Source organism: Nocardioides sp. S5-5, assembly GCF_054954065.1.
Window position 1 is genome coordinate 2203057 of record NZ_CP199913.1, and the last position, 21632, is coordinate 2224688.

The window sequence follows — 21632 nt, forward strand, 5'->3', positions numbered from 1 at the left end:
CTTCCATTGAAGAACGCGAAGGAACGAATGGACGTGATTGCCGCCTACCGAGACGTAGGCACCTACCGGGGAGCCGCAGAGATCTGCGGCACGACCCATAAGACGGTGAAGCGGATCATCACCGCGCACGAGCTGGCCAGCCAGGGTGGGAGTCCGCAGGTGCGGGCGCCGCGAGCCAGGAACTACGACGGGGTCGCCGACCTGGTCGCGGAGAGTGTGAAGAAGACCGCGGGGAAGATCAGCGCGAAGCGGCTACTGCCGGCGGCGCGCGCTGCCGGCTATGCGGGGTCGGACCGCAACTTCCGGCGGCTGGTCGCCCAGGCCAAGAGCGAGTGGCGACGGGGTCATGCCCGTGCCGGTGGCCGGCGTCCGGCGGTGTGGTCGCCGGGTGAGGTCCTCGCGATCGACTGGGGCGAGGAGATCATCGGCGGGCGGAAGGTCCACGTGTTCTGTGCTGTGCTGGCGTGGTCACGGTTCCGGTTCGTCCGGTTCGCCGCCGATGAGCAGCAGGCCACGACGCTGGGGATGTTGGCGGAGTGCTTCGAGGTTCTCGGCGGGGTCCCGAAGGTCGTGCTGGCCGACCGGATGGGGTGCCTGAAGGGAGGGGTGGTCGCGAACGTCGTCGTGCCTGCACCGGACTACGTCCGGTTCGCGACCCACTACCGGTTCCGGCCCGACTTCTGTCATGGCGCGGACCCGGAGTCCAAGGGCATCGTGGAGAACCTGGTCGGCTACGCCAAGGACGACCTGCTGGTCCCGCTCGAGCTCGACCCTGTTCTTGGCGAGGACCCGTGGGCTGAGGGCATCGCGGGGCTCAACGCCCGCGCCGTGGCGTGGTGTGAGGAGGTGAATGGTCGTTGCCATAGCGAGATCCACGCGATCCCGGCCGAGCGGCTCGACACGGAGCGGGAGCTGCTCGGTGAGTTGCCGTCGCTGCGGCTGGAGGTCGGTTCGAAGCCGATCACCCGCAAGGTCGACAAGCTGTCCTGCATCCGGTTCGCCTCAGCGCGCTACTCGGTCCCGAACCGGCTGATCGGGGCCACGGTCACGGTGCTGGTCGACGAGCGGGACCGGGTGCTGCGAGTGGTCGAGCCGGTCACCGGCGAGGTCCACGCCGAACACCAGTTGGTGGCGCCGGGCGAGACCTCGGTCGTCGATGCCCACTACGACCGGCCACGCCCGGACACTCCGCGTCGCGGAGCACGCCCCAAGACGGTAGTCGAGCGGGAGTTCCTGGAGTTGGGGCCAGTCGCCGAGGCGTTCCTGACCGGCGCCGCGGCCGCGGGTGTGACCAAGCTGGGCAGCGAGATCGCCGAGATCCTCACCCTGGCCGCCGCCCATGGCACCGAACCACTGCTGGCCGCACTCGAACGGGCGGTCGCGTTCGGGCGGTGGCGTTCGGGCGGTGGCGTGCCGACGACGTCCGTTCGATCCTGGCCACCAACGGCCACGCACCCCGGCCGACCGCCGCGGGGCAGGCGCTGGTGATGACCCTGCCCACGGTGCCCACACGGTCGCTGGACGCCTACCGGATCGACGGGACGGATGGGGGTGAGGTGTCGTGACCGCGTCGACCCCACCACCGCTGCCGACGGACCTGAACGAGGGATTGAAGCGGTTGAAGATGGCCGCGATGCGCCGGCTGGCACCCGAGCTGCTGGTCACCGCGAAGACCCAACGGTGGAAGCCCGAGGAGTTCCTCCGCACCCTCATCGAGGCCGAGATCGCCTCGCGTGAGGAGTCCAACGTCCGCACCAGGATGCGGCAAGCAGCCTTCCCTGTGAGGAAGACGCTCGAGGAGTTCGACGTCGCAGCGTCCTCGATCCCACCAGCGACGTTCGACTACCTCTCCTCGTTGGAGTGGATCCGCGCAGCCGAGAACGTGTGCATGATCGGCCCGGCCGGCACCGGGAAGTCCCACACCCTCATCGCACTCGGCATCGCCGCCGTCGAGCACGGTCATCGGGTCCGGTACTTCACCGCCGCCGAGCTCGTCGAGACCCTCTACCGCGGGCTGGCCGACAACAGCGTCGGAAAGCTCATCGAGACCCTGCTGCGCAACGACCTCGTCCTCGTCGACGAGCTCGGGTTCGCGCCCCTGGACGACACCGGCGCCCAGTTGCTGTTCCGGTTCGTCGCAGCCGCCTACGAACGCAGGTCGCTCGGCATCGCGTCCCACTGGCCCTTCGAGTCCTGGGGACGGTTCCTGCCCGAGCACACCACCGCGGTCAGCATGCTCGACCGGCTCCTGCACCACTGCCACACCGTCGTCACCGACGGCGACTCCTACCGCATGCGACAGGCCCGAGCGAAGGGAGGAACCCGACTCACGACCAGCTGAACCCCGAGCGAAGGGTGGGGACCTTTAGTTGGCCACCAGCGGGGACCTCAACTTGGCCATTGACACCGATGCGGTTCTCGACGGGGTCGTTGCGAAGTCTCCGTGCTCACGTCGAACCTCGCCAGACGCTGGCAAGCAACGTCCCTTCGTCTGCACCACAGCGCAACTGTGGGCACTGCACGATGCAATGCCCGAGCACCTACGAGCGGCCATCCTGACGGGTGCCTTCCTCGGCACGCGGGATGCCGATGTATGCGGCCTACTGGTGAGCGATCTGGACTTCATGCGCGGTGTCTGGCAGCCGTTGGCGCAGTACCCGGGCGAGCCGCTCAAGACTGACAACTCGACCACGCCGGTCCCGTTCCCTCAGTCGCTGGCGCTCCGACTCGCAGCCCATATCGAGGCGTACCCCACTACCGGGCCGAGCAAGGAGAAGAAGTGGCTCTTCTCGAACCTGTGGGGCCAGCAGCTCACTCCGTGGACTCTGCAGCGGGCCATCCGGGCAGCGCGGACCAAGGTGCGAGGTCTGCCCGAAGACTTCCGTTACCACGATCTTCGGCACTACTTCGCTTCCATGCTGATCGCCTCGGGCGCCGATGTGAAGGTCGTCCAGGCGCGCCTGCGCCACGCCTCGGCCTTCACGACCTTGGTGACCTACTCGCACCTGTGGCCCGGCAGCGACGAGACCACCAAGGCTGCAGTGGATGCCATCCTCTCGGCGCGTGTGGCCGAGCTCGAGAGCGACCAGGACGACCAGGAAACCGGGGGAGCTGAGTAGGCAACTGAGGCGAGTCGAGCGGGTCTCTCTGGCTGGAGTGGTCGCTGGGGCAGCACCCACACCCGTAGGTAGCCGAGGTCGACGATCCGAAGGGAGTCAGGGCATGGATGAGGTCATCGCCGGCGGCAGCCGGCTCCGGACGCTGGAACCGGCGCCGCCACGGGCTGCGGCGGGAGTGCTGCGGGGGAGATCCGCATGATGTTCGCGGCAGACCCCGACGAGTCCGGCCGTGAGTCTGATCGGCTGGCCCGGGTCGTGTTGACCAAGTGCACCGAGGCAGGAGACTCGCACATCGCTGCGCTGGTCGACGAGCTCGGCGCCGTACCCGTGGTCGACCTCATCGGTGACGGCCTCCCGGGTGGAGCATGGAACGCACGCCATGCGCAGTCGGTCAACGAGGTCGACCCGGCGCTTGAGCTTGAACGAGCCGGGCGAGAAGGCATCCGGCTTATCGTGCCCGGTGATCCGGAGTGGCCCCGGCAGGTCGCCGGCCTACAGCGGTGCTCGCCGCAGCATGAACGCGGAGGAATGCCCATCGGCCTGTGGGTCCGGGGTGAGGGCTCGCTCGCGGAGACAACGGCCTCCGCCGTCGCGATCGTCGGTTCCCGGGCAGCCACCCCGTACGGGATGGAGCAAGCACGTTCCCTCAGCGCCGACCTCGCCACACACCGGGTGACGATCGTCAGCGGGGCAGCCTATGGCATTGATCAGGCGGCACACCGCGGCGCACTCGCCACCGGAGGTACCACGGTCGCAGTCCTGCCTTGCGGCGTCGACCGCGCCTACCCGGCGGCCCATGCCGCACTCCTGACCGCCATTGCCGAACACGGCCTGGTGGTGTCTGAGTATCCTCCCGGTGCGGCTCCCACACGGGAACGGTTCCTGGCACGCAATCGGCTCACCGCCGCGTTGAGCGAGGGAACGGTCGTGGTCGAGGCAGCCCCGCGAAGCGGGGCGCTGACCACGGCGCGATGGAGTGGCGAGCTGAACCGACCCGTGATGGCCGTCCCCGGTCCCGTCAGCAGCATCACCTCGGAGGGCGCACATCACTTGGTTCGCGCCGGTCAAGCCACCATGGTGACCCGAGCCGAGAACGTCCTCGAGGATCTCGGCGCTATCCCGGCGGCTGGGGAAGCCGGGGTCGATGCCGAGAGTCGTACCACGCACCGGCGCCCGCCACCCGAGCGCACGGCAACGCCAGGCCAGACCCAGCGACAAGCCTCACCGCCGCGATGACCAGGGAGGCAAGCCACGGGGACAAGGCGCGCCGGCACCCCGGCCGTCGCCGGCCAGCCCCCACGCAGGGCAAAGGCCCGGTGAGAGTCCGAATGACTTCCCACCGGCCCTTCTTTCCGTCTGCTCCTGAGGACAGATTGAGGACCGGGGACCTGCTCACACGGTGTTTGCGCAGGTCAGAGGCCCTCTACGTCCTAGATGTCGTAATAGAGCTCGAACTCGTGCGGGTGCGGCCGCAGCTGCACCGGTGCGATCTCGTTCTCGCGCTTGTACGACGTCCACGTCTCGATCAGGTCGGGCGTGAAGACGTTGCCGACGGTGAGGAAGTCGTGGTCGGCTTCGAGTGCCTCGAGCACGGCGCCGAGGGAGGTCGGGACCTGGGCGATCTCGGCCATCTCGTCCGGCGGGAGCTCGTAGATGTCCTTGTCGACAGGGGCGGGCGGCTCGGTCTTGTTCTGGATGCCGTCGAGGCCGGCGAGCATCAGGGCCGAGAAGGCGAGGTAGGGGTTCGCCGACGGGTCGGGGAAGCGGGCCTCGACGCGCTTGGCCTTGGGGTTGCTGCCGGTGATCGGGATGCGGATCGAGGCGGAGCGGTTGCGTGAGGAGTAGACCAGCGAGATCGGGGCCTCGTAGCCGGGAACCAGGCGGTGGAAGGAGTTCACGGTCGGGTTGGTGAACGCGAGCAGCGCCGGGGCGTGGTCGAGGATGCCGCCGATGTACCAGCGGGCGAGGTCCGAGAGGCCGCCGTACCCGGTCTCGTCGTAGAACAGCGGCGAGCCGTCCTTCCACAGCGAGGAGTGGACGTGCATGCCCGAGCCGTTGTCGCCGAAGATCGGCTTCGGCATGAAGGTGACCGACTTGCCCTGCTCCCAGGCGGTGTTCTTGATGAGGTACTTGAACTTCATCACGTCGTCCGCGGCCTTGAGCAGCGTGTCGAAGCGGTAGTTGATCTCGGCCTGGCCGGCGGTGCCGACCTCGTGGTGGGCGCGTTCGACCTGGAGGCCGCAGGCCTCGAGGTTCTTGACCATGTCGGCGCGCAGGTCGCTGTAGTGGTCGTACGGCTCGACGGGGAAGTAGCCGCCCTTGAGGCGGGTCTTGTAGCCCTTGTTCTGTCCGTCGTCCTTGCCGGAGTTCCACCAGCCCTCGACGGAGTCGATGTGGTAGTAGCCCTCGTTGACGCCGGTGGAGTAGCGCACGTTGTCGAAGATGTAGAACTCGGCCTCGGGCGCGAAGAAGGCGGTGTCGGCGATGCCGGTGGACGCCAGGTAGGCGAGCGCCTTCTTGGCGATGTTGCGCGGGTCGCGCGAGTAAGCCTCGCCTGTGATCGGGTCGTGGATGAAGAAGTTGACGTTGAGGGTCTTCGACTTCCGGAAGGGGTCGATGTACGCCGTGGTCGGGTCGGGGAACAGCGACATGTCCGACTCGTTGATCGCCTGGAAGCCGCGGATCGAGGAGCCGTCGAAGCCCAGGCCGTCGTCGAAGACGGACTGGTCGAAGGACGAGGCCGGCACGGTGAAGTGCTGCATCACACCGGGCAGGTCGCAGAAACGGACGTCGATCATCTCGACGCCCTCGTCCTTGATGTACTTGAGCAGCTCTTCGCTGTTGTTGAACATTCGGTCCTCCTCGGCTGCGGCGCCGCGGCCCAGCCATCGGTTCAGCCTATGGCGATCGGGGCACCGGTACGGCGATGTGGCCGGCACCCGCTCCCGGCAACCTACCGAATCACCTGTTGCGGTCGCAGTACCGCCTTGTTTCGTCCGTGTTAACAACGCGCCCATGCCGAACTGCCCCGACCCTCGGCGGGGGCGGGGCAGCTCGGGGAGGGTCCGGTCAGCGGATGAAGAGCATCTCCTGGTACGTCGGCAGCGACCACAGGTCGTCGGCGACGACGGCCTCGAGCGCGTCGGCGGCCTCGCGGACCGCGAGCATCGCGGGCAGGACGTCGTCGCGGTAGCGGGCCGCCTCCTCGAGGCCGTGGTGCTTCGCGGCGCCGGCCTGGGCGGCGACCAGGCCCGCGATGCCGGTGCGCAGCGCGGTCACCAGCTCGGTGACGGCGAGCAGGTCGGTGGTGTCGGAGTCGACGCCGGCCGCCTTGAGTGACGCGACGTTCGTGGCGAGCTCGGTCTGGTAGCGCACGGCGGCCGGGAGGATCGTCGTACGCGCGATCTCCTCCGTCAGGTTCGCCTCGACGTTGATGGTCATGACGTACTGCTCGACGCCCACCTCGAAGCGCGACTCGAGCTCGGCCTCGCTGAAGACGCCGTACGTCGAGAACAGCTTCTTGGCCTCTGGCGTCTGGTACTCCGGCAGCGCGTCGACCGTCGTGCGCAGGTTCTTCAGCCCCCGCTGCGCGGCCTCGGCGTGCCACTCCTCGGAGTAGCCGTTGCCGTTGAAGACGACCGCGCCGTGGTTCTCGACGACCTTCGCGAGGACCGACTGGACGGCGTCGTTGAACTCGGTGCCGGCCCTGACGGCGGCCTCCAGCTCGGTGGCCAGGTAGTCGAGCGCCTCGGCCATGATCGTGTTGATCACGACCATCGGCGCGGCGACGGTCTGGTTCGAGCCGGCGGCGCGGAACTCGAATCGGTTGCCGGTGAAGGCCATCGGCGAGGTGCGGTTGCGGTCGCCGGCGTCCTTGGTCAGGTCGGGCAGCGTGTCGACGCCGACGGACAGGACCCCCTTCTGCTTCGACGAGGTGGCGCCACCCTTGGCGATCTGCTCGAAGACGTCCTGGAGCTGGTCGCCGAGGAAGATCGAGATGATCGCCGGCGGGGCCTCGTTGGCGCCCAGGCGGTGGTCGTTGCCGGCGCTTGCGATCGAGAGTCGCAGCAGGCCGCCGTACAGGTGGACGGCCCGGATGACCGCGGCGCAGAACACGAGGAACTGCGCGTTGTCGTGGGGGTTGTCGCCGGGGTTGAGGAAGTTGCCCTGGAGCTCGTTGCCGAACGAGAAGTTGACGTGCTTGCCGGAGCCGTTGACGCCCGCGAACGGCTTCTCGTGGAAGAGGCACTCGAAGCCGTGGGTCTTCGCAACTGACTTGAACGTCGACATGATCAGCTGCTGGTGGTCCGAGGCGAGGTTGGCGCGCTCGAACACCGGCGCGATCTCGAACTGGCCCGGCGCGACCTCGTTGTGACGGGTCTTCGCCGGCACGCCGAGCTTGAACAGGGCGCGCTCGGTGTCGTGCATGAAGCCCAGCACCCGCTCCGGGATGGCGCCGAAGTAGTGGTCGTCGAACTCCTGGCCCTTCGGCGGCTTCGCCCCGAACAGGGTGCGGCCCGCGTTGAGCAGGTCGGGACGGGAGTGTACGAAGGACGAGTCGACGAGGAAGTACTCCTGCTCAGGACCGCAGTACGACACCACGTTGTCGATCTTCTCGTGCCCGAAGAGCGCCAGGATCCGCTGAGCCTGCTCCGACATGGCGTTCTGCGAGCGCAGCAGCGGGGTCTTGTGGTCGAGCGCCTCTCCGGTCATCGAGACGAAGATGGTCGGGATGCACAGGGTGTTGCCGTTGGGGTTCTCGAGGATGTACGCGGGCGACTGCACGTCCCAGCCGGTGTACCCGCGCGCCTCGAAGGTCGCCCGGATGCCGCCGTTGGGGAAGGAGCTGGCGTCCGGCTCGCCCTGAACCAGGGTCTTGCCGGAGAACTCCCAGACCGCCGTACCGTCGCCGACCGGCTCCATGAACGAGTCGTGCTTCTCGGCGGTGAGGCCGGTGAGCGGGTAGAAGACGTGGGCGTAGTGCGTGACGCCCTTCTCCATCGCCCAGTCCTTCATCGCCGAGGCGACGATGTCGGCCACGGCCGGGTCGAGCTTCTCGCCGCGCTGGATGGTCGCGGCGACCGACTTGAACACCGACTTCGGCAGGCGCTTCTGCATCACCGAGAGGGAGAAGACGTTCTCGCCGTAGATGGCGCCCGTCTTCTCGTCGACGTCGAAGAACGCCGCCGGCGCCTCGTTCGCCTCGATGGTGCGGATCGCGCCCAAGCGGGTCGGGTTCGAAGTCATGTGGAAACTCCCAGGTGGTCTCAGCAGATGCCATCGCACAGGCGACGTAACGGTGACCGTAGGGCGTCCAGATTTCGCAGGGTTGCCCTCATGTTTCGGGCGTGTAACAGGTTGCCCGAGGGCCTTCGCTAGCGTTGGGGGGTGATCGAGAACGCATCGTGGGGTCGCCGGATCCTCGCCCTGCTCGTGGACTGGCTGCTGAGCACCCTGGTCGTCATCGTGATCTTCGGGCTCGACGAGTACTCCGAGCCCGGCTCCTTCGCCTCCGGCGCGGTCCTCATCGTCTTCGTCGTCGAGTCCGGGCTGCTCACCTGGCTCGGCGGCGGCTCGGCCGGCAAGCTGCTGACCGGGCTGTGCGTCGTCCCCGCCGACGGGCACCTGCGCCGCCTCAGCCCGATCAAGGCCATCGGCCGGCAGGTCCTGGTCGCCCTCGTGATCCCGCCGCTGGTGTTCCGCCCCGACGGACGTGGCTTGCACGATCTCTTCGCCGGTACCTCGACCGTCACCTTCGCGACGTTGCGCACGCTGACCAAGTAGGTCAGTAGCCGACGAGCTTGGGTTTGGCCTCGATGGCACGAAGGGGCTGGCCGGTGCCGTCGATGGTGACAGTGCCTGGGATCGCCTGCCAGCCCCCGTCACCGACCCGGTAGCGCCCGGTGTAGGTCGTGGACAGGCTGGGCTGGTAGTCGCCCTTGCGCTGGTAGTTGTGGGTGATGGTGAGGTCCGGGTAGGCGGCCCCCGGCTTGGTCGTGCTGGTCGACTCGCCGTCGCCGAAGTGCCAGGTGAAGCTGGCCGGGGTGGCCTCGAGGGTCACGGGTTGGTCGAGGAGGGTGACGGTCGTGCTGATCGGGGTCGTGCTGGTCGTGTAGAAGTTGGTCTTGAAGTTGACCAGGGTCAGTCCGTCGGGTGGCTGGATGACGAGGGTGCCGGCGGGGAGCTTGAGCTCGGCGAAGGCCTTCTGGACGTCGGCGACGGTGAGTGTGGGCTGCTGGTCATCGGCGTTGCAGAAGACCGCCGCGTCGGTGCCGACCACTGGAGTGGCCCCGGGACATGCGGCTTGACCGATGGTGATGTGAGGACCGGCAGGAATCTGGCCTGTCGGTTGTTGCGGGCCACCTGGCGGCGGAGTATGTGACTTCGTCCCAGTGGCGAAGAGCCCACCTGTTGTGGTCCCCGCCGCGACATCTGGATCGTTGTCCGCGGCTGCGGGCGCGACCATCAGAACGAACAAAAACGTGACCAGTGCGAAAGTCATCCTCATTGTGGCTCCAAGACGTCAGTGCGCCAGGCGCCGTCGAGCCAGATCAGGTAGCTCAAGTACTCGGTGGTGCCAGGCGTCATGATCTCGCGGCTCCCGTCACCATGGACGATCGTCTGCTCCGCGTTGCGGACGTTGTAGCGCGCTTCGATGCCCTGGAGCGACTTGTCCGCAGCCTCAACCTGCTTGATCTGGGTGACGGTCAGTTCGTATTCGCCGCCTTCGGCCCGGCCACCGCTGCTGTACAGGTCGTCGACTATTGCGATGCCTTTGTCGCAGCCCTCGCAGGTCTTGCCCGACACCGCCCGCAGCGCCTTCACATCCCCTGTGACCTGCGCGTAGTTGATCAACTCCCAGTAGTACTCGATGAACGCCCGAGCTCCCGCCTCGCTCGCCTCCGTCGCTGCCCCGGGCAGCTCCGGCTCTACCGGCTCCACGGCATCCGAGGTGGGCGCCTCCATCGTTTCGGTGGGACTCCACGACGACGTCGGATCAGTCGGCGACGGTTCGTCGTCACTGCACCCGCCCAAGAGCAGCACCACGGTCGCCGCGACGGCGGCGGTGCGGATCGTCGTACCCATGGGTCCTCCCGAGATGTGCAAGCGCCCGGACCGGGGACGCGTGGTGACGCTATCCCGATCCGGGCGCTTGCGCCACTGAGAGGTGGCGAGCTGTGGAAAGCCGTTCAGCGGCCGCGCAGGTTGCCGCGCATCCCCTTCATCGACGTCGGCACCGGGCCGCGGGGCAGCGGGACCTTCGGGCGCTGGGCGTCGAGGGCGCGAAGGCGCTGGCGCAGCTCGGTGATCTCGGCGGGCTTGACCTGGCGGCCGAGCTTCTGGACGTGGCGGACCAGCTTGTTGAGCGGGACCTGGCCCTCGTCCTTGCCCACGAGGACGTCATGCACGGGGTAGTCACCGGCGACCCGCTCGTGCTTCCGGTGCTCGCTGGCCATCAGCGCCTTGAGGCGCGCGGGATTGCCCTCGCCGACGAGAACGATCCCGGGCGGGCCGACGACGCGGTGGACCATGTCCTGCTGCTTGGTGAACCCGACGACCTCCTCGATCACCCAGCCGCGTCGCAGCATGGTGAGCGCGCGGGCGGCGGCGCCGAGCTGGCCGTCGAGGCGCGCGAACGCCGCCTTCTGCGCACGGCGACCGAACACGATCATCACGGCGAGCAGGCCGATGAGGAAGGTCGCGATCCCGCCGAGGATCCAGCTGAAGACCGAGTTGTTGTGGGGGAGCACCAGCCGGAACAGCGCTAGGCCGAGGCCGCCGAACACCAGGAACGAGCCGAGCATCCACCAACGGATGGCCGGATCGACCTCCCGCGACATCTTGTAGGTCTCGAGGATCTGCCGGCGGCGGCTCAGCGTGGACGGATCGACAGGCGTGTTCGACATGGGGTGCTGCGGTCTCCTCAGGCGGAACGGCGGACGTCAGGCAGTCGCTTCGGCGCGCGCGTCACGCGCGGCCATCGCCTGACGATACAGACGACCCGCCCGGTACGACGAACGCACGAGCGGTCCGGACAGGACGCCCGCGAAGCCGATCTCCTCGGCCTCGGTGGCGAGCTCGACGAACTCCTGAGGCTTGACCCACCGTTCGACGGGGTGGTGCCGGGCCGAGGGTCGGAGGTACTGGGTGATGGTGACCAGCTCGCAGCCGGCGTCATACAGGTCCCGCAGTGCGACGGAGACCTCCTCGCGGGTCTCGCCCATGCCGAGGATGAGGTTGGACTTGGTGACCAGTCCGAAGGCCCGGGCGGCGGTGAGGACGTCGAGGGAGCGTTCGTAGCGGAACGCGGGGCGGATCCGTTTGAAGATCCGCGGCACGGTCTCGAGGTTGTGGGCCAGGACCTCGGGGCGGGACTCGAAGACCTGGGCCAGCAGGTCGGGTACGCCGTTGAAGTCGGGCACCAGGTTCTCGACGCCGGTGTCGGGGTTGAGGTCGTGGATGGCGCGTACGGTCTCGGCGTAGAGCCAGGCGCCGCCGTCGGGGAGGTCGTCGCGGGCGACGCCGGTGATGGTGGCGTACTTGAGGCCCATGGTCTGGACCGACTCGGCGACGCGTCGGGGCTCGTCGCGGTCGAGGGGTTGGGGCTTGCCGGTGTCGATCTGGCAGAAGTCGCAGCGGCGGGTGCATTGGTCGCCGCCGATGAGGAAGGTGGCCTCCTTGTCTTCCCAGCATTCGAAGATGTTGGGGCAGCCGGCTTCTTGGCACACGGTGTGGAGTCCTTCGGACTTCACGAGTTTTTGTAGGGCGGTGTATTCGGGTCCCATCTTCGCGCGGGTCTTGATCCACGACGGCTTGCGCTCGATCGGGGTCTCCGCGTTGCGGACCTCCAGGCGGAGGAGCTTGCGCCCCTCGGGTGTCGCACTCACCCGCTCAGCCTACTCGGGGATAGCTGACGACCGGCACCGCCACCTTGGCCGGGTCGGGCCGCGGCTCGTAGTCGGGGGTGGCGACGTAGTCCTTCCACTCCAGGAGCTCGGCCAGGTGCCGTCGTACCGAGTCGACGACCTCGCGCACTGGTACGTCGCGCCCGAGCTCGGCGCTCAGCGACGTGACACCCGCGTCGGCGATGCCGCAGGGCACGAAACGGTCGTACCAGCCCAGGTCGACATCGCAGTTGAGCGCGAAGCCGTGCATCGCCACGCCCTTGCGGACCCGGATCCCGATCGCGGCGATCTTGCGCTCGCCGCCCCTCTCGTCGGCCTTGAGCCACACACCGGTACGACCGGGGATCCGCGCGGTCGTCACCCCGAACTCGGCGCAGACCGCGATGATCGCCTCTTCGAGGCGGCGGACGTAGTCGACGACCTTGACGTGATCGGGCAGCCGGACGATGGGGTAGCCGACCAGCTGGCCGGGGCCGTGGAAGGTGATCTTGCCACCGCGGTCGACCTCGATGACCGGTGCGCCGCCGGGGTCGGCGGGGCGCTCGTGGGCCTCGGTACGGCGGCTGGCGGTGAAGACCGGGGGATGTTCGACGAGGAGCACGGTGTCGGTCACCTCGCCGGCCACGACCTGCGCGTGCAGCTCGCGCTGGAGGTCCCACGCCGTGACGTAGTCGATGAAGTCCGGTCCGAGTCCGTCCTCGCGGAAGGTCAGCGTCACGCCGTCGAGCCTACTCGGGGACCTGTGGATGAACGGACCCACCTGTCGGAGGTCCGGTCCAAGATCGTTCCCATGCTGATCTCGGGCCCTCGGGCCGTCCTTCTCGGAACCGCCGCGGTGGTCCTCACGGTCCTCGCCGTGGTCGTCGGCCTGGTGCTGCGTGCCGAGACCCCCTCCCCATCCCGTACGACGACCGCCACGCCGCGAGCCGTCCTCGCTCCGGCCGCGGGGCGGGTCGGCGTGGCTCGCGCCGTCGGCTCGCTGGCGGTGCTCCGCGATTGGGATCGCTCCCGGGCGCGGGCCTGGGCGGACGGGGATCTAGCGGCGCTCCGGGCCCTCTACACGCGCGGATCGCCGGTAGGGGCACGCGACGTGGCGATGCTGCGGGCGTGGGTGCGCCGGGGGCTGCGGGTCGAGGGCATGACCATGCAGGTCCACGCCGTCGAGCTGCGGCGCCGCACCGACCGACGGATCGTGCTCGTCGTGACCGATCGGCTCGCGGGCGCCGTCGGCGTGCGGCCGAGGTCCGGGGAACGGCTGGCGCTGCCTCGCGACGGACCCTCGACCCGGCGCCTGGTGTTCGTCAAGCCCGGCGACGCGTGGCTGCTCGCGTCGGCTCAGGCCGCGGAGCCGCGGAGCCCGGTCGCGAGCACCGACCCGACGTCCGGGTCGGCGAACCCGTAGCCGAGGTCGAGCAGCGCTGCCGCACGAAGGTTCAGCGAGGCGAGCACCTCGTCGGCCATCGGTCCGGCAGCCAGCCGGATCGCGGCCGCGGGCGCCGGCAGCACGGCTGGGCGTCGGACCAGCCTGGCCAGCGCCCGGGTGAACTCGGCGTTGGTCGGTGTGTTCGGCGCACACACGTTGACCGGACCCGACGCCGTCGGGTGCTCGATGAGAAACGCGACGGCGCCGACCCAGTCGCGCAGAGAGATGAGGGGGTAGTACTGATGACCGTTGCCCAGGCGACCGCCGAGACCGGCGAGGAACTGGAGACGCTGCTGACGCAGCGGCGGGTTGCGGCGGTCCTGCACGGGAGCGGTGCGCAGCAATACGACGCGCGCGCCGGCCCCGCTCGCCGGCCGAGCGGCCGCTTCCCACTCGCGGGCCACGCGGGTGAGCAGGGCGTGGCCGCGGGTGTCGGAGGACTCGGTCAGCTCGGCGGTCCCGTGATCGCCGTACCAGCTGACGCCGGAGGCGTTGACCAGCGTCGGCGGAGTCGGGGCCGCGGCGATCGTGGTCGCAAGCAGCCCGGTGGTCGTCCGTCGGCTGGCGAGGACCTCACGCGCCCACTTCTTGGAGTGGGGGTTGCCGATCAACGGTGAGCCGGCCAGGTTGACGACGACGTCGGCGGCCTGGACCAGGTCGCTGTCGACGACGCCGCCCTGCGGGTCCCAGCGGGACTCGTCCGGCCCCGGGTCGCGCCGGACCAGTCGCGTCACCCGGTGCCCCCGGTCGAGCAGCTCGCGGACGAGATGCTGACCGAGGAAACCGGAGGCCCCGGCGACCACGACGTGCATGGGGGCGTTCCTCAGACCTCGAACTGACCGGCCTCGAGGCGCTTCTTCAAGTCACGCAGGAAGCGACCGGCGTCGGCGCCGTCGACCACACGGTGGTCGTAGGTGAGCGCGAAGTAGACCATGTGGCGCACGGCGATCGTCTCGCCGAGGTCCTCGTCGTCGATCACCACGGGCCGCTTCACGACCGCGCCGGGGCCGAGAATGGCGACCTGTGGCTGGTTGATGATCGGGGTGTCCCACAGCGCACCGAAGCTGCCGAGGTTGGTGATGGTGAAGGTGCCGCCGGAGAGCTCGTCGGGACCGATCTTGTTGGTCCGGGTGCGCTCGGCGACGTCGGCGATCTTCTTGGCGAGGCCGGAGATCGACAGGTCGCCGGCGTCCTTGACGACCGGGGTCAGCAGGCCCTTGTCGGTGTCGACGGCGAACGCGACGTTCTCGCGGTCGTAGTAGGTGATCTCGCCCTTCTCGGTGTCGAGGTTGGCGTTGAGGGCCGGGTGCTGCTTGAGGGTGTCGATGGCCGCCTTGGTGAAGAACGGCAGGTACGTCAGCTTGACACCCTCTCGCGCCAGGAACTCCGCCTTCACGCTCTCGCGCAGCCGGGCGATGTTGGTGACGTCGATCTCGACCACCTGGGTGAGCTGCGCCGAGACGTGCAGCGACTCCACCATCCGCTCGGCGATGATCTTGCGCAGCCGGCTGACCTTGACGGTCTGGCCGCGCAGCGGCGACGGCGCGACCGACGCGGCGGCGGCCGTGGGTGCTGCCGCCGGAGCGGCCGGGGCAGGGGCCTTCGGCGCGGCGGCCTCGAGGACGTCCTGCTTGCGGATCCGACCGCCCACACCGGATCCGGTGACCTGGGCGAGGTCGACCCCGTGCTGGGCGGCGAGCTTGCGGACCAGCGGGGTCACGTAGCCGGGGCCGTCACCCGCCTCGGCTGCCGGAGCCGGAGCTGCCGGAGCCGGAGCGGCCGGAGCCGGAGCTGCCGGAGCCGGAGCTGCCGGAGCCGGAGCTGCCGGAGCCGGAGCGGCCGGAGCCGGAGCGGCCGGAGCGGGAGTGGGCTCAGCTGGAGCGGGAGTGGGAGTGGGCTCAGCCGGAGCGGCCGGTGCCTCAGCAGCGGGAGCGGGCTCCTCCGGCGCAGCGGGAGCAGGGGCAGCAGGGGCAGCGGCGGCCGGAGCACCCGACCCGATGATCGCGAGCTCGGCGCCGACCTCCACCGTCTCGTCCTCGGCGGCCTTGATCTCGAGCAGCGTGCCGGCGACCGGGGAGGGGATCTCGGTGTCTACCTTGTCGGTGGAGACCTCGAGCAGCGGCTCGTCGACGGCGACGGCGTCGCCGACCTGCTTGAGCCAGCGGGTGACGGTGCCCTCGGTGACCGACTCGCCCAGGGCGGGCAGGGTGACGGCGGTGCCCTCGGCGGAGCCCGACGCGGCGGGCTCGGGAGCGGCCGGGGCTGCCGGCGTTTCCGGGGCGGCGGGGGGCGCCGGAGCCTCGGCAGCCGGAGCCGGCTCGGCCGGAGCGGCCTCTGCGGCCGGAGCCGCGGGAGTCTCGGCGGCCGGAGCCTCGCCCGCGTCGCCGACGACGGCCAGGACGGCGCCGACCTCGACCGTGTCGTCCTCGTTCGCGCGGATCTCGACCAGCGTGCCGGCGACGGGGGACGGGATCTCCGTGTCCACCTTGTCGGTGCTGACCTCGAGCAGCGGCTCGTCGATCGCGATCTGGTCGCCGACCTGCTTGAGCCAGCGAGTGACAGTGCCTTCGGTGACGGACTCACCGAGCGCGGGGAGAGTGACTTCGGTCGCCATGGGGCTCATCCTTGCACCACGAGCGAGCCAACTCGCAACGGCCCACCCACGGTTCGGGCAAACTGGAACCATGGGTTTGTTCGACCGGTTCCGAGGGCGCTCGAAGGTACGCACGAGTAACCCCGCACGGGATGCTGCGCGTACCGGTTCCACACGCGTGCGCGCGTCCGACCGCGCCGACGAGGAGCACCTGCGTACTTGGCTCCAGGAGCGCCGTGGTGTCGAGGGGTTCGTCGAGCCGCGCACCGCCGTCAGTGAGATCACCTTGCTGCTCGTGGCCCACGACGGGGAGTGGACCCGGCGCCGGGTCCCGTCGATCAACTGGGCCCACGACTTCTGCAACCGCCACCAGGTCCCGTCGTACGACGCCGCGGTGGTCGGTGTGCCGCAGCGGATGCGGGACTACAACTCCCGGGTCAGGCAGGCCCAGAAGCAGCGGGAGAAGCAGCGGGACCAGCAGTCGCGCGACTCCTGAGGTACTCCAGCAGGGTCGCCACGCCGTAGCCGGTCGCCCCGGTCGTGAGATGTCCCGCCGGGCCGCCCTTGTTGAAGGTGGGGCCGGCGATGTCGAGGTGCGCCCACGGCAGGCCCCCGGTGAACTCACGCAGGAACGCTGCGGCGAACAGGCCGCCGCCCCAGCGGATGCCGTCGTACTGCGCGAGGTCGGCGACGGTCGAGCTGTGGATCCGGCCGTCCATGAACTCCGGGATCGGCATCGGCCAGCCGTCCTCACCGGCCGTGGCGCCCGCGGCGAGGACGGCGGCGACGACGTCGTCGTCGCCCATGACGCCGGCCATCTTGTCGCCGAGCGCCATCACCATGTGCCCGGTGAGGGTGGCGATGTCGAGGATGACGTCCGGCGCGGCCTCGACGGCGCGGCCCAGCGCGTCGGCGAGCACGAGCCGGCCCTCGGCGTCGGTGTTGGTGACCTCGACGGTGGTCCCGTCGTACGTCGTCAGCACGTCGCCGGGGCGCATCGACGCGGCGCCGACCATGTTCTCGGCGAGCGCGGCGTAGGCGGAGATCCGCACCGGCAGGCCGAGGCGGGCGGCGGCGAGGGTCGCCTGGACGACGGCGGCGGCGCCGGCCATGTCCTCCTTCATGGTGGCCATGGACGCGGCGGGCTTGATCCACAGCCCGCCGGAGTCGAAGGTGATCCCCTTGCCGACCAGCGCGACATGGGCGACGGCGTCCTTGGGGGCGTAGCTCAGCTCGACCAGCCTCGGGGGCGCGGCCGAGCCGGCGCCGACGCCGAGCAGGCCACCGCAACCGAGCTCGCCGAGGCGGTCCTCGTCGAGGACCTCGACCTTGACCTTGGCGACACCCTTCGCCAGCCCCTTGTTGGTGGACCTCACGACCGCGGCGATGGCGTCGGCGAAGGCCGGCGGGGTCAGGTCCCCCGGGGGCGTGTTCACCCAGTCGCGGGCGCCCACGACGGCGTCGACCAGGACCTGGGCGGGCTCGACGGCCGCCGCGACCTCGGTACGACGCGCCGCGGGCGTCAGCACCACGACCTCGGCCGGCGTGGTCGGGGTCGCGGGCTTGCTCTTGTAGGTGGTGAAGGCGTACCCGCCCAGCCGGTAGCCCTCGACGACCGCGCGCACCAGCTGCGGCGTGTCGGCGGGCAGCGCCAGCGCGACCGAGGCCGCGTTGGTGACGGCGCGGGCGGCGTTGCCGGCGGCGCGGCGTACCGCGGCGGCGTCGGGCTCGGCGCCGAGGCCGACCAGCACCAGCAGGGGCGAGGCGATGGCGCCACCGGTCGGCACCTTGGCGACCTCGCCGAGCGCGCCCTTCGCGCCGACGGTGGCGAGCAGGCCGGCGAGCTTGCGGCCGTAGGCCGCGGCCACGTCGTCGGCACCGGGCGCCAGCCTCCCGTCGGGCAGCACCCCGACGACGACCGCTTCGGCGCGGGTCTTGGCGGGGCTGGCCGTGCGGAGGGCGAAGGTCGTCACCGCCGAAGGATATCCAGCGATAGATTGCCGACCATGGCCGACGTGACCCCGTCCCCGCTGACCAGCCCCCTGCACGACCGGCACGAGGCGCTGGGCGCCAAGTTCTCGGAGTTCGGCGGCTGGCTGATGCCGCTGGAGTACCCCACCGGCGTGGTGAGGGAGCACACCGCGGTCCGCGACGGCGTCGGGATCTTCGACGTCAGCCACCTCGGCAAGCTCGTCGTCCGCGGCCCCGGCGCGGTGGAGTTCCTCAATGCCACGCTCACCAACGACCTGCGCCGGATCGGGCCGGGCCGGGCGCAGTACAGCCTGGTCGTCGACGACGCGACCGGCGGGATCGTCGACGACGTGTTCACCTACTACCGTGACGACGACCACGTGCTGGTCGTCCCGAACGCGGCCAACAACGACGAGGTACGACGCCGCCTGCTCGCCGCCGCGCCGGAGGGCGTGGAGGTGCTGGACCACCACCGCGACTACGTCGTGCTGGCGGTCCAGGGGACCAGGTCCGACGAGGTCGTGGCGGGCGTGGGCCTGCCGGTCGGCCACGACTACCTGAGCTTCGTCGAGGCGCCCTTCGCGGGCGAGCAGGTCGTGGTCTGCCGCACCGGCTACACCGGCGAGCGCGGCTACGAGCTGATCGCGCCGTCCGAGGCCGCCCCGGCGCTGTGGGACGCGCTGATGGCGGCCGGCGAGCCGTACGGCCTGGTCCCGGCCGGGCTCGGCGCCCGCGACACGCTGCGCACCGAGATGGGCTACCCGCTCCACGGCCAGGACATCTCGCCGGCCATCACCCCCAACGAGGCCCGCCTGGGCTGGGCCGTCGGCTGGAAGAAGCCGGCGTTCTGGGGCCGCGACAAGCTGCTCGCCGAGCGCGAGGAGGGCCCGCGCCGCAAGCTGGTCGGCCTGGTCTCGACCGGCCGGGCCATCCCGCGACCCCACATGAGCGTGCGGCTGCTGCGCGACGTGCCGCTCGGCGAGGTCACCTCCGGCACCTTCTCGCCGACGATGAGGAAGGGCATCGCCCTGGCCCTGGTCTCGACCGTGGTCGACGACGACGCGGAGGTGATGGTCGACGTGCGCGGACGACCCGAGGTCTTCCAGATCACCAAGCCGCCGTTCGTGCAGCCCTCCGTGCGAGAGTCGTGACCATGAGCCTTCCCGAGCAGCCCGCGCCGTACCGCCCCACCGCCCCGGCCGAGAACCCCTGGCACTGGCGTCTCGAGGACGCGTCCGGCGCCGAGGTGACGCTGAGCGGCGCCGACGCGCAGGAGTACGCCGAGGTCGCGTTCCCCAACCAGGGCGATGCCGAGTCGTGGATCGGCGAGACCTGGGGCGCGCTCGCCGACCTGGGGGTCACCCACGTGACGCTCTTCGAGGTCGACCGCGAGGTGTACGGCCCGATGTCCCTCAGCGCGTGACGCCCTGGATCTCGACATGAGCACCCACGACTTCCGCCAGGTCGACGTCTTCACCGCGGAGCCGCTGCTCGGCAACCCGGTGGCGGTCGTGCACGGCGCCGACGAGATGACGGATGAGGAGATGCAGCGGTTCGCGCGCTGGACCAACCTCAGCGAGACCACCTTCCTGCTGGGGCCCACCGACCCGGGCGCCGACTACCGGCTGCGGATCTTCACGACCGAGACCGAGCTGCCGTTCGCCGGCCACCCGACCCTGGGCTCGGCGCACGCCTGGCTCGAACACGGCGGCGTGCCGGCGGGGGAGCGGATCGTGCAGCAGTGCGGGGTCGGCCTGGTCGAGCTGCGCCGTGGCGGCGGCCGGCTCGCGTTCGCGGCCCCCGACCTGCTCCGCTCGGGACCGGTCGAGGACGCGCTCGCCGACGAGATCGCGGCCGCGCTCGGCGTCGCGCGCGCCGACCTCCTGGACCTGGCGTGGGCCGACAACGGCCCGGGCTGGGTCGGCGTCCGGCTCGCGAGCGCGGCGGCCGTGCTCGCGCTCAACCCCGACCACGCCCGGCTCCCCGTCGACGTCGGCGTGGTCGGCCCGCACCCCGAGGGCGCCGAGTGCGCGGTCGAGGTGCGCGCGTTCGTGCCCCACGCCGCCGGCATCGCCGAGGACCCGGTGACCGGATCGCTGAACGCCTCGCTCGCGCAGTGGCTCACCCGCGACGGCACCCTCCCGCCGTCGTACGTCGCCGCACAGGGCACCGCCATCGGCCGGCGCGGCCGGATCTTCGTCGACACCGACGACACCGGCACGATCTGGGTCGGCGGCGACACCCGGACGACCATTCACGGGACGCTCACCCGCTGAGCATCGTCCGCCGACTAGCCTGACCACGTGCGCGCGTACCTCGACCTCGTCCAACGCATCCTCGACGAGGGCACCGAGAAGGGCGACCGCACCGGCACCGGCACGCTCAGCGTGTTCGGGCACCAGATGCGCTTCGACCTCACCGCGGGCTTCCCGCTGGTGACCACGAAGAAGATCCACACCCGCTCCGTCTTCGGCGAGCTGCTGTGGTTCCTGCGCGGCGACACCAACGTCCGCTGGCTGCAGGAGCGCGGCATCTCCATCTGGGACGAGTGGGCCGACGAGAACGGCGACCTCGGCCCCGTCTACGGCGCCCAGTGGCGCTCCTGGCCCACCCCCGACGGGGGCCACATCGACCAGCTCGCCCAGGTGATCGCGCAGATCCGGGCCAATCCCGACAGCCGCCGCCACATCGTCTCGGCGTGGAACCCCAGCCAGGTCGACGACATGGCGCTGCCGCCGTGCCACAGCCTGTTCCAGTTCTATGTGGCCGAGGGCCGGCTCAGCTGCCAGCTCTACCAGCGCTCGGCCGACGTCTTCCTCGGCGTGCCGTTCAACATCGCGTCGTACGCCCTGCTCACCCACATGGTCGCCCAGGTGGCCGGTCTCGGGGTCGGTGACTTCGTCCACACCCTGGGCGACGCGCACCTCTACTCCAACCACCTCGAGCAGGCCCGGCTCCAGCTCACCCGCGAGCCGCGGCCGTCGCCCACGCTGGTGCTCGACCCCGCGGTGAGCGAGATCGACGCCTTCGAGCTCGAGGACATCACCGTCGAGGGCTACGACCCGCACCCCGTGATCAAGGCGCCGATCGCCGTATGAGCACACCCGCCGGGCGGCGGGTCACCATGGTGGCCGCCGTCGCCGAGAACGGTGTCATCGGCGCCGACGCGAACATCCCGTGGAAGATCTCCGAGGACTTCGCGCACTTCAAGGCCACCACGACGGGCCACGTGCTCGTCATGGGCCGCACCACCCACGAGGGCATCGGTCGCCCCCTGCCCGGCCGGACGACGATCGTGCTCACCCGCGACCCGTCGTACGCCGCCGAGGGGGTGGAGGTCGCGCATTCGATCGCCGACGCCCTCGCGCTCGCCGACCGGCTCCTCGACGGGCAGCCCGCCGACCGGCAGGTGATGATCGGTGGGGGAGCGGCGGTCTACGCCGCAGCGATGCCGTACGCCGACGAGCAGATCCTCTCCGAGATCCCGCTCTCGCCCGCGGGAGACACCCACTACCCCGAGTTCGGCGAGAAGCGCTGGCGCGAGGTGCGGCGCGAGCCGCGCGACGGCTTCACCATTGTCTGGTGGGAGCGTGTCTTCGCGTGTGGCGGCGCCTGAGAGG

The 21632-nt window shown here is 70.1% G+C and carries 21 protein-coding genes and 1 pseudogene; 12 read left to right on the forward strand and 10 right to left on the reverse strand.

Going from position 1 to position 21632, the window contains the following annotated elements:
- The first annotated feature begins 6 nt into the window (after positions 1 to 6).
- The 4 genes and pseudogenes from istA (at position 7) to dprA (ending at position 4355) form a co-directional block, all read left to right on the forward strand.
- A pseudogene (istA, locus tag ACUP6Y_RS10345) lies at positions 7 to 1565 on the forward strand (IS21 family transposase).
- Entirely contained in the window at positions 1562 to 2341 is a 780-nt protein-coding gene (gene istB / locus ACUP6Y_RS10350; protein ID WP_462551617.1) for an IS21-like element helper ATPase IstB, read from the forward strand. Before istA ends, istB begins: the two are co-directional and overlap by 4 nt.
- A 187-nt stretch (positions 2342 to 2528) precedes the next feature.
- Positions 2529 to 3119, forward strand: coding sequence for a tyrosine-type recombinase/integrase (locus tag ACUP6Y_RS10355; protein WP_462556701.1), 591 nt, complete (start codon positions 2529 to 2531; stop codon positions 3117 to 3119).
- A gap of 195 nt (positions 3120 to 3314) precedes the next feature.
- The gene (gene dprA, locus ACUP6Y_RS10360; RefSeq protein ID WP_462555952.1) at positions 3315 to 4355 is read left to right on the forward strand and encodes a DNA-processing protein DprA; all 1041 of its coding nucleotides are present in this window, start codon (positions 3315 to 3317) and stop codon (positions 4353 to 4355) included.
- A 194-nt stretch (positions 4356 to 4549) separates the two neighbouring features.
- On the opposite strand, the gene glnA is transcribed toward dprA, so the two are convergent.
- Complete coding sequence (glnA, locus tag ACUP6Y_RS10365; protein WP_462555954.1) at positions 4550 to 5971, reverse strand: type I glutamate--ammonia ligase; 1422 nt, start codon at positions 5969 to 5971, stop codon at positions 4550 to 4552.
- Positions 5972 to 6188: 217 nt separating this feature from the next.
- Complete coding sequence (locus ACUP6Y_RS10370) at positions 6189 to 8366, reverse strand: glutamine synthetase III family protein (RefSeq protein ID WP_462555956.1); 2178 nt, start codon at positions 8364 to 8366, stop codon at positions 6189 to 6191.
- Between the two features lie 141 nt (positions 8367 to 8507).
- Between ACUP6Y_RS10370 and ACUP6Y_RS10375 the strand changes: the two genes are divergently transcribed.
- Positions 8508 to 8903, forward strand: coding sequence for an RDD family protein (locus tag ACUP6Y_RS10375; protein ID WP_462555958.1), 396 nt, complete (start codon positions 8508 to 8510; stop codon positions 8901 to 8903).
- Position 8904: 1 nt separating this feature from the next.
- Here the strand turns inward: ACUP6Y_RS10375 and ACUP6Y_RS10380 are convergent, their stop codons facing one another.
- From ACUP6Y_RS10380 to lipB, 5 genes are all read right to left on the reverse strand, one after another.
- Entirely contained in the window at positions 8905 to 9399 is a 495-nt protein-coding gene (locus tag ACUP6Y_RS10380; protein ID WP_462555960.1) for a PKD domain-containing protein, read from the reverse strand.
- 224 nt (positions 9400 to 9623) lie between these two features.
- Entirely contained in the window at positions 9624 to 10205 is a 582-nt protein-coding gene (locus ACUP6Y_RS10385; protein ID WP_462555962.1) for a DUF6318 family protein, read from the reverse strand.
- A 104-nt stretch (positions 10206 to 10309) separates the two neighbouring features.
- On the reverse strand, positions 10310 to 11026 hold the full coding sequence (locus tag ACUP6Y_RS10390; protein ID WP_462555964.1) for a DUF4191 domain-containing protein: 717 nt from the start codon (positions 11024 to 11026) through the stop codon (positions 10310 to 10312).
- A gap of 36 nt (positions 11027 to 11062) precedes the next feature.
- Complete coding sequence (lipA, locus tag ACUP6Y_RS10395) at positions 11063 to 12007, reverse strand: lipoyl synthase (protein WP_462555966.1); 945 nt, start codon at positions 12005 to 12007, stop codon at positions 11063 to 11065.
- A gap of 4 nt (positions 12008 to 12011) precedes the next feature.
- A complete protein-coding gene (gene lipB / locus ACUP6Y_RS10400; protein ID WP_462555968.1) occupies positions 12012 to 12743 on the reverse strand; it encodes a lipoyl(octanoyl) transferase LipB in 732 nt (243 codons plus the stop codon).
- 72 nt (positions 12744 to 12815) lie between these two features.
- Here lipB and ACUP6Y_RS10405 point away from each other — a divergent pair, with 72 nt between their 5' ends.
- Positions 12816 to 13427 (forward strand): hypothetical protein, encoded by a 612-nt coding sequence (locus tag ACUP6Y_RS10405; RefSeq protein WP_462555970.1) that lies wholly within the window; start codon positions 12816 to 12818, stop codon positions 13425 to 13427.
- Here the strand turns inward: ACUP6Y_RS10405 and ACUP6Y_RS10410 are convergent.
- Entirely contained in the window at positions 13361 to 14260 is a 900-nt protein-coding gene (locus ACUP6Y_RS10410) for a TIGR01777 family oxidoreductase (protein WP_462555972.1), read from the reverse strand. The genes ACUP6Y_RS10405 and ACUP6Y_RS10410 overlap by 67 nt on opposite strands.
- Before the next feature lie 11 nt (positions 14261 to 14271).
- The gene (gene sucB / locus ACUP6Y_RS10415; RefSeq protein WP_462555975.1) at positions 14272 to 16062 is read right to left on the reverse strand and encodes a 2-oxoglutarate dehydrogenase, E2 component, dihydrolipoamide succinyltransferase; all 1791 of its coding nucleotides are present in this window, start codon (positions 16060 to 16062) and stop codon (positions 14272 to 14274) included.
- Between the two features lie 157 nt (positions 16063 to 16219).
- On the opposite strand from sucB, the gene ACUP6Y_RS10420 reads away from it, so the two are divergent.
- Positions 16220 to 16537, forward strand: a complete 318-nt coding sequence (locus ACUP6Y_RS10420) for a hypothetical protein (RefSeq protein WP_462555977.1) — start codon at positions 16220 to 16222, stop codon at positions 16535 to 16537.
- Here the strand turns inward: ACUP6Y_RS10420 and ACUP6Y_RS10425 are convergent.
- Positions 16479 to 18014 (reverse strand): leucyl aminopeptidase, encoded by a 1536-nt coding sequence (locus tag ACUP6Y_RS10425; RefSeq protein ID WP_462555979.1) that lies wholly within the window; start codon positions 18012 to 18014, stop codon positions 16479 to 16481. The genes ACUP6Y_RS10420 and ACUP6Y_RS10425 overlap by 59 nt on opposite strands.
- 33 nt (positions 18015 to 18047) lie before the next feature.
- Here ACUP6Y_RS10425 and gcvT point away from each other — a divergent pair, with 33 nt between their 5' ends.
- The 5 genes from gcvT to ACUP6Y_RS10450 are packed head-to-tail and all read left to right on the forward strand — an operon-like array spanning position 18048 to position 21628.
- Positions 18048 to 19163 (forward strand): glycine cleavage system aminomethyltransferase GcvT, encoded by a 1116-nt coding sequence (gene gcvT / locus ACUP6Y_RS10430; RefSeq protein WP_462555982.1) that lies wholly within the window; start codon positions 18048 to 18050, stop codon positions 19161 to 19163.
- Between the two features lie 2 nt (positions 19164 to 19165).
- Positions 19166 to 19435, forward strand: a complete 270-nt coding sequence (locus tag ACUP6Y_RS10435; protein WP_462555985.1) for a hypothetical protein — start codon at positions 19166 to 19168, stop codon at positions 19433 to 19435.
- Positions 19436 to 19451: 16 nt separating this feature from the next.
- Positions 19452 to 20288: a PhzF family phenazine biosynthesis protein gene (locus tag ACUP6Y_RS10440; RefSeq protein ID WP_462555987.1), complete on the forward strand. Its 837-nt coding sequence runs from the start codon at positions 19452 to 19454 to the stop codon at positions 20286 to 20288.
- Positions 20289 to 20315: 27 nt separating this feature from the next.
- Entirely contained in the window at positions 20316 to 21110 is a 795-nt protein-coding gene (locus ACUP6Y_RS10445; RefSeq protein ID WP_462555989.1) for a thymidylate synthase, read from the forward strand.
- The gene (locus ACUP6Y_RS10450) at positions 21107 to 21628 is read left to right on the forward strand and encodes a dihydrofolate reductase (RefSeq protein ID WP_462555991.1); all 522 of its coding nucleotides are present in this window, start codon (positions 21107 to 21109) and stop codon (positions 21626 to 21628) included. The genes ACUP6Y_RS10445 and ACUP6Y_RS10450 overlap by 4 nt, the downstream gene beginning before the upstream one ends.
- Positions 21629 to 21632 lie beyond the last annotated feature (4 nt).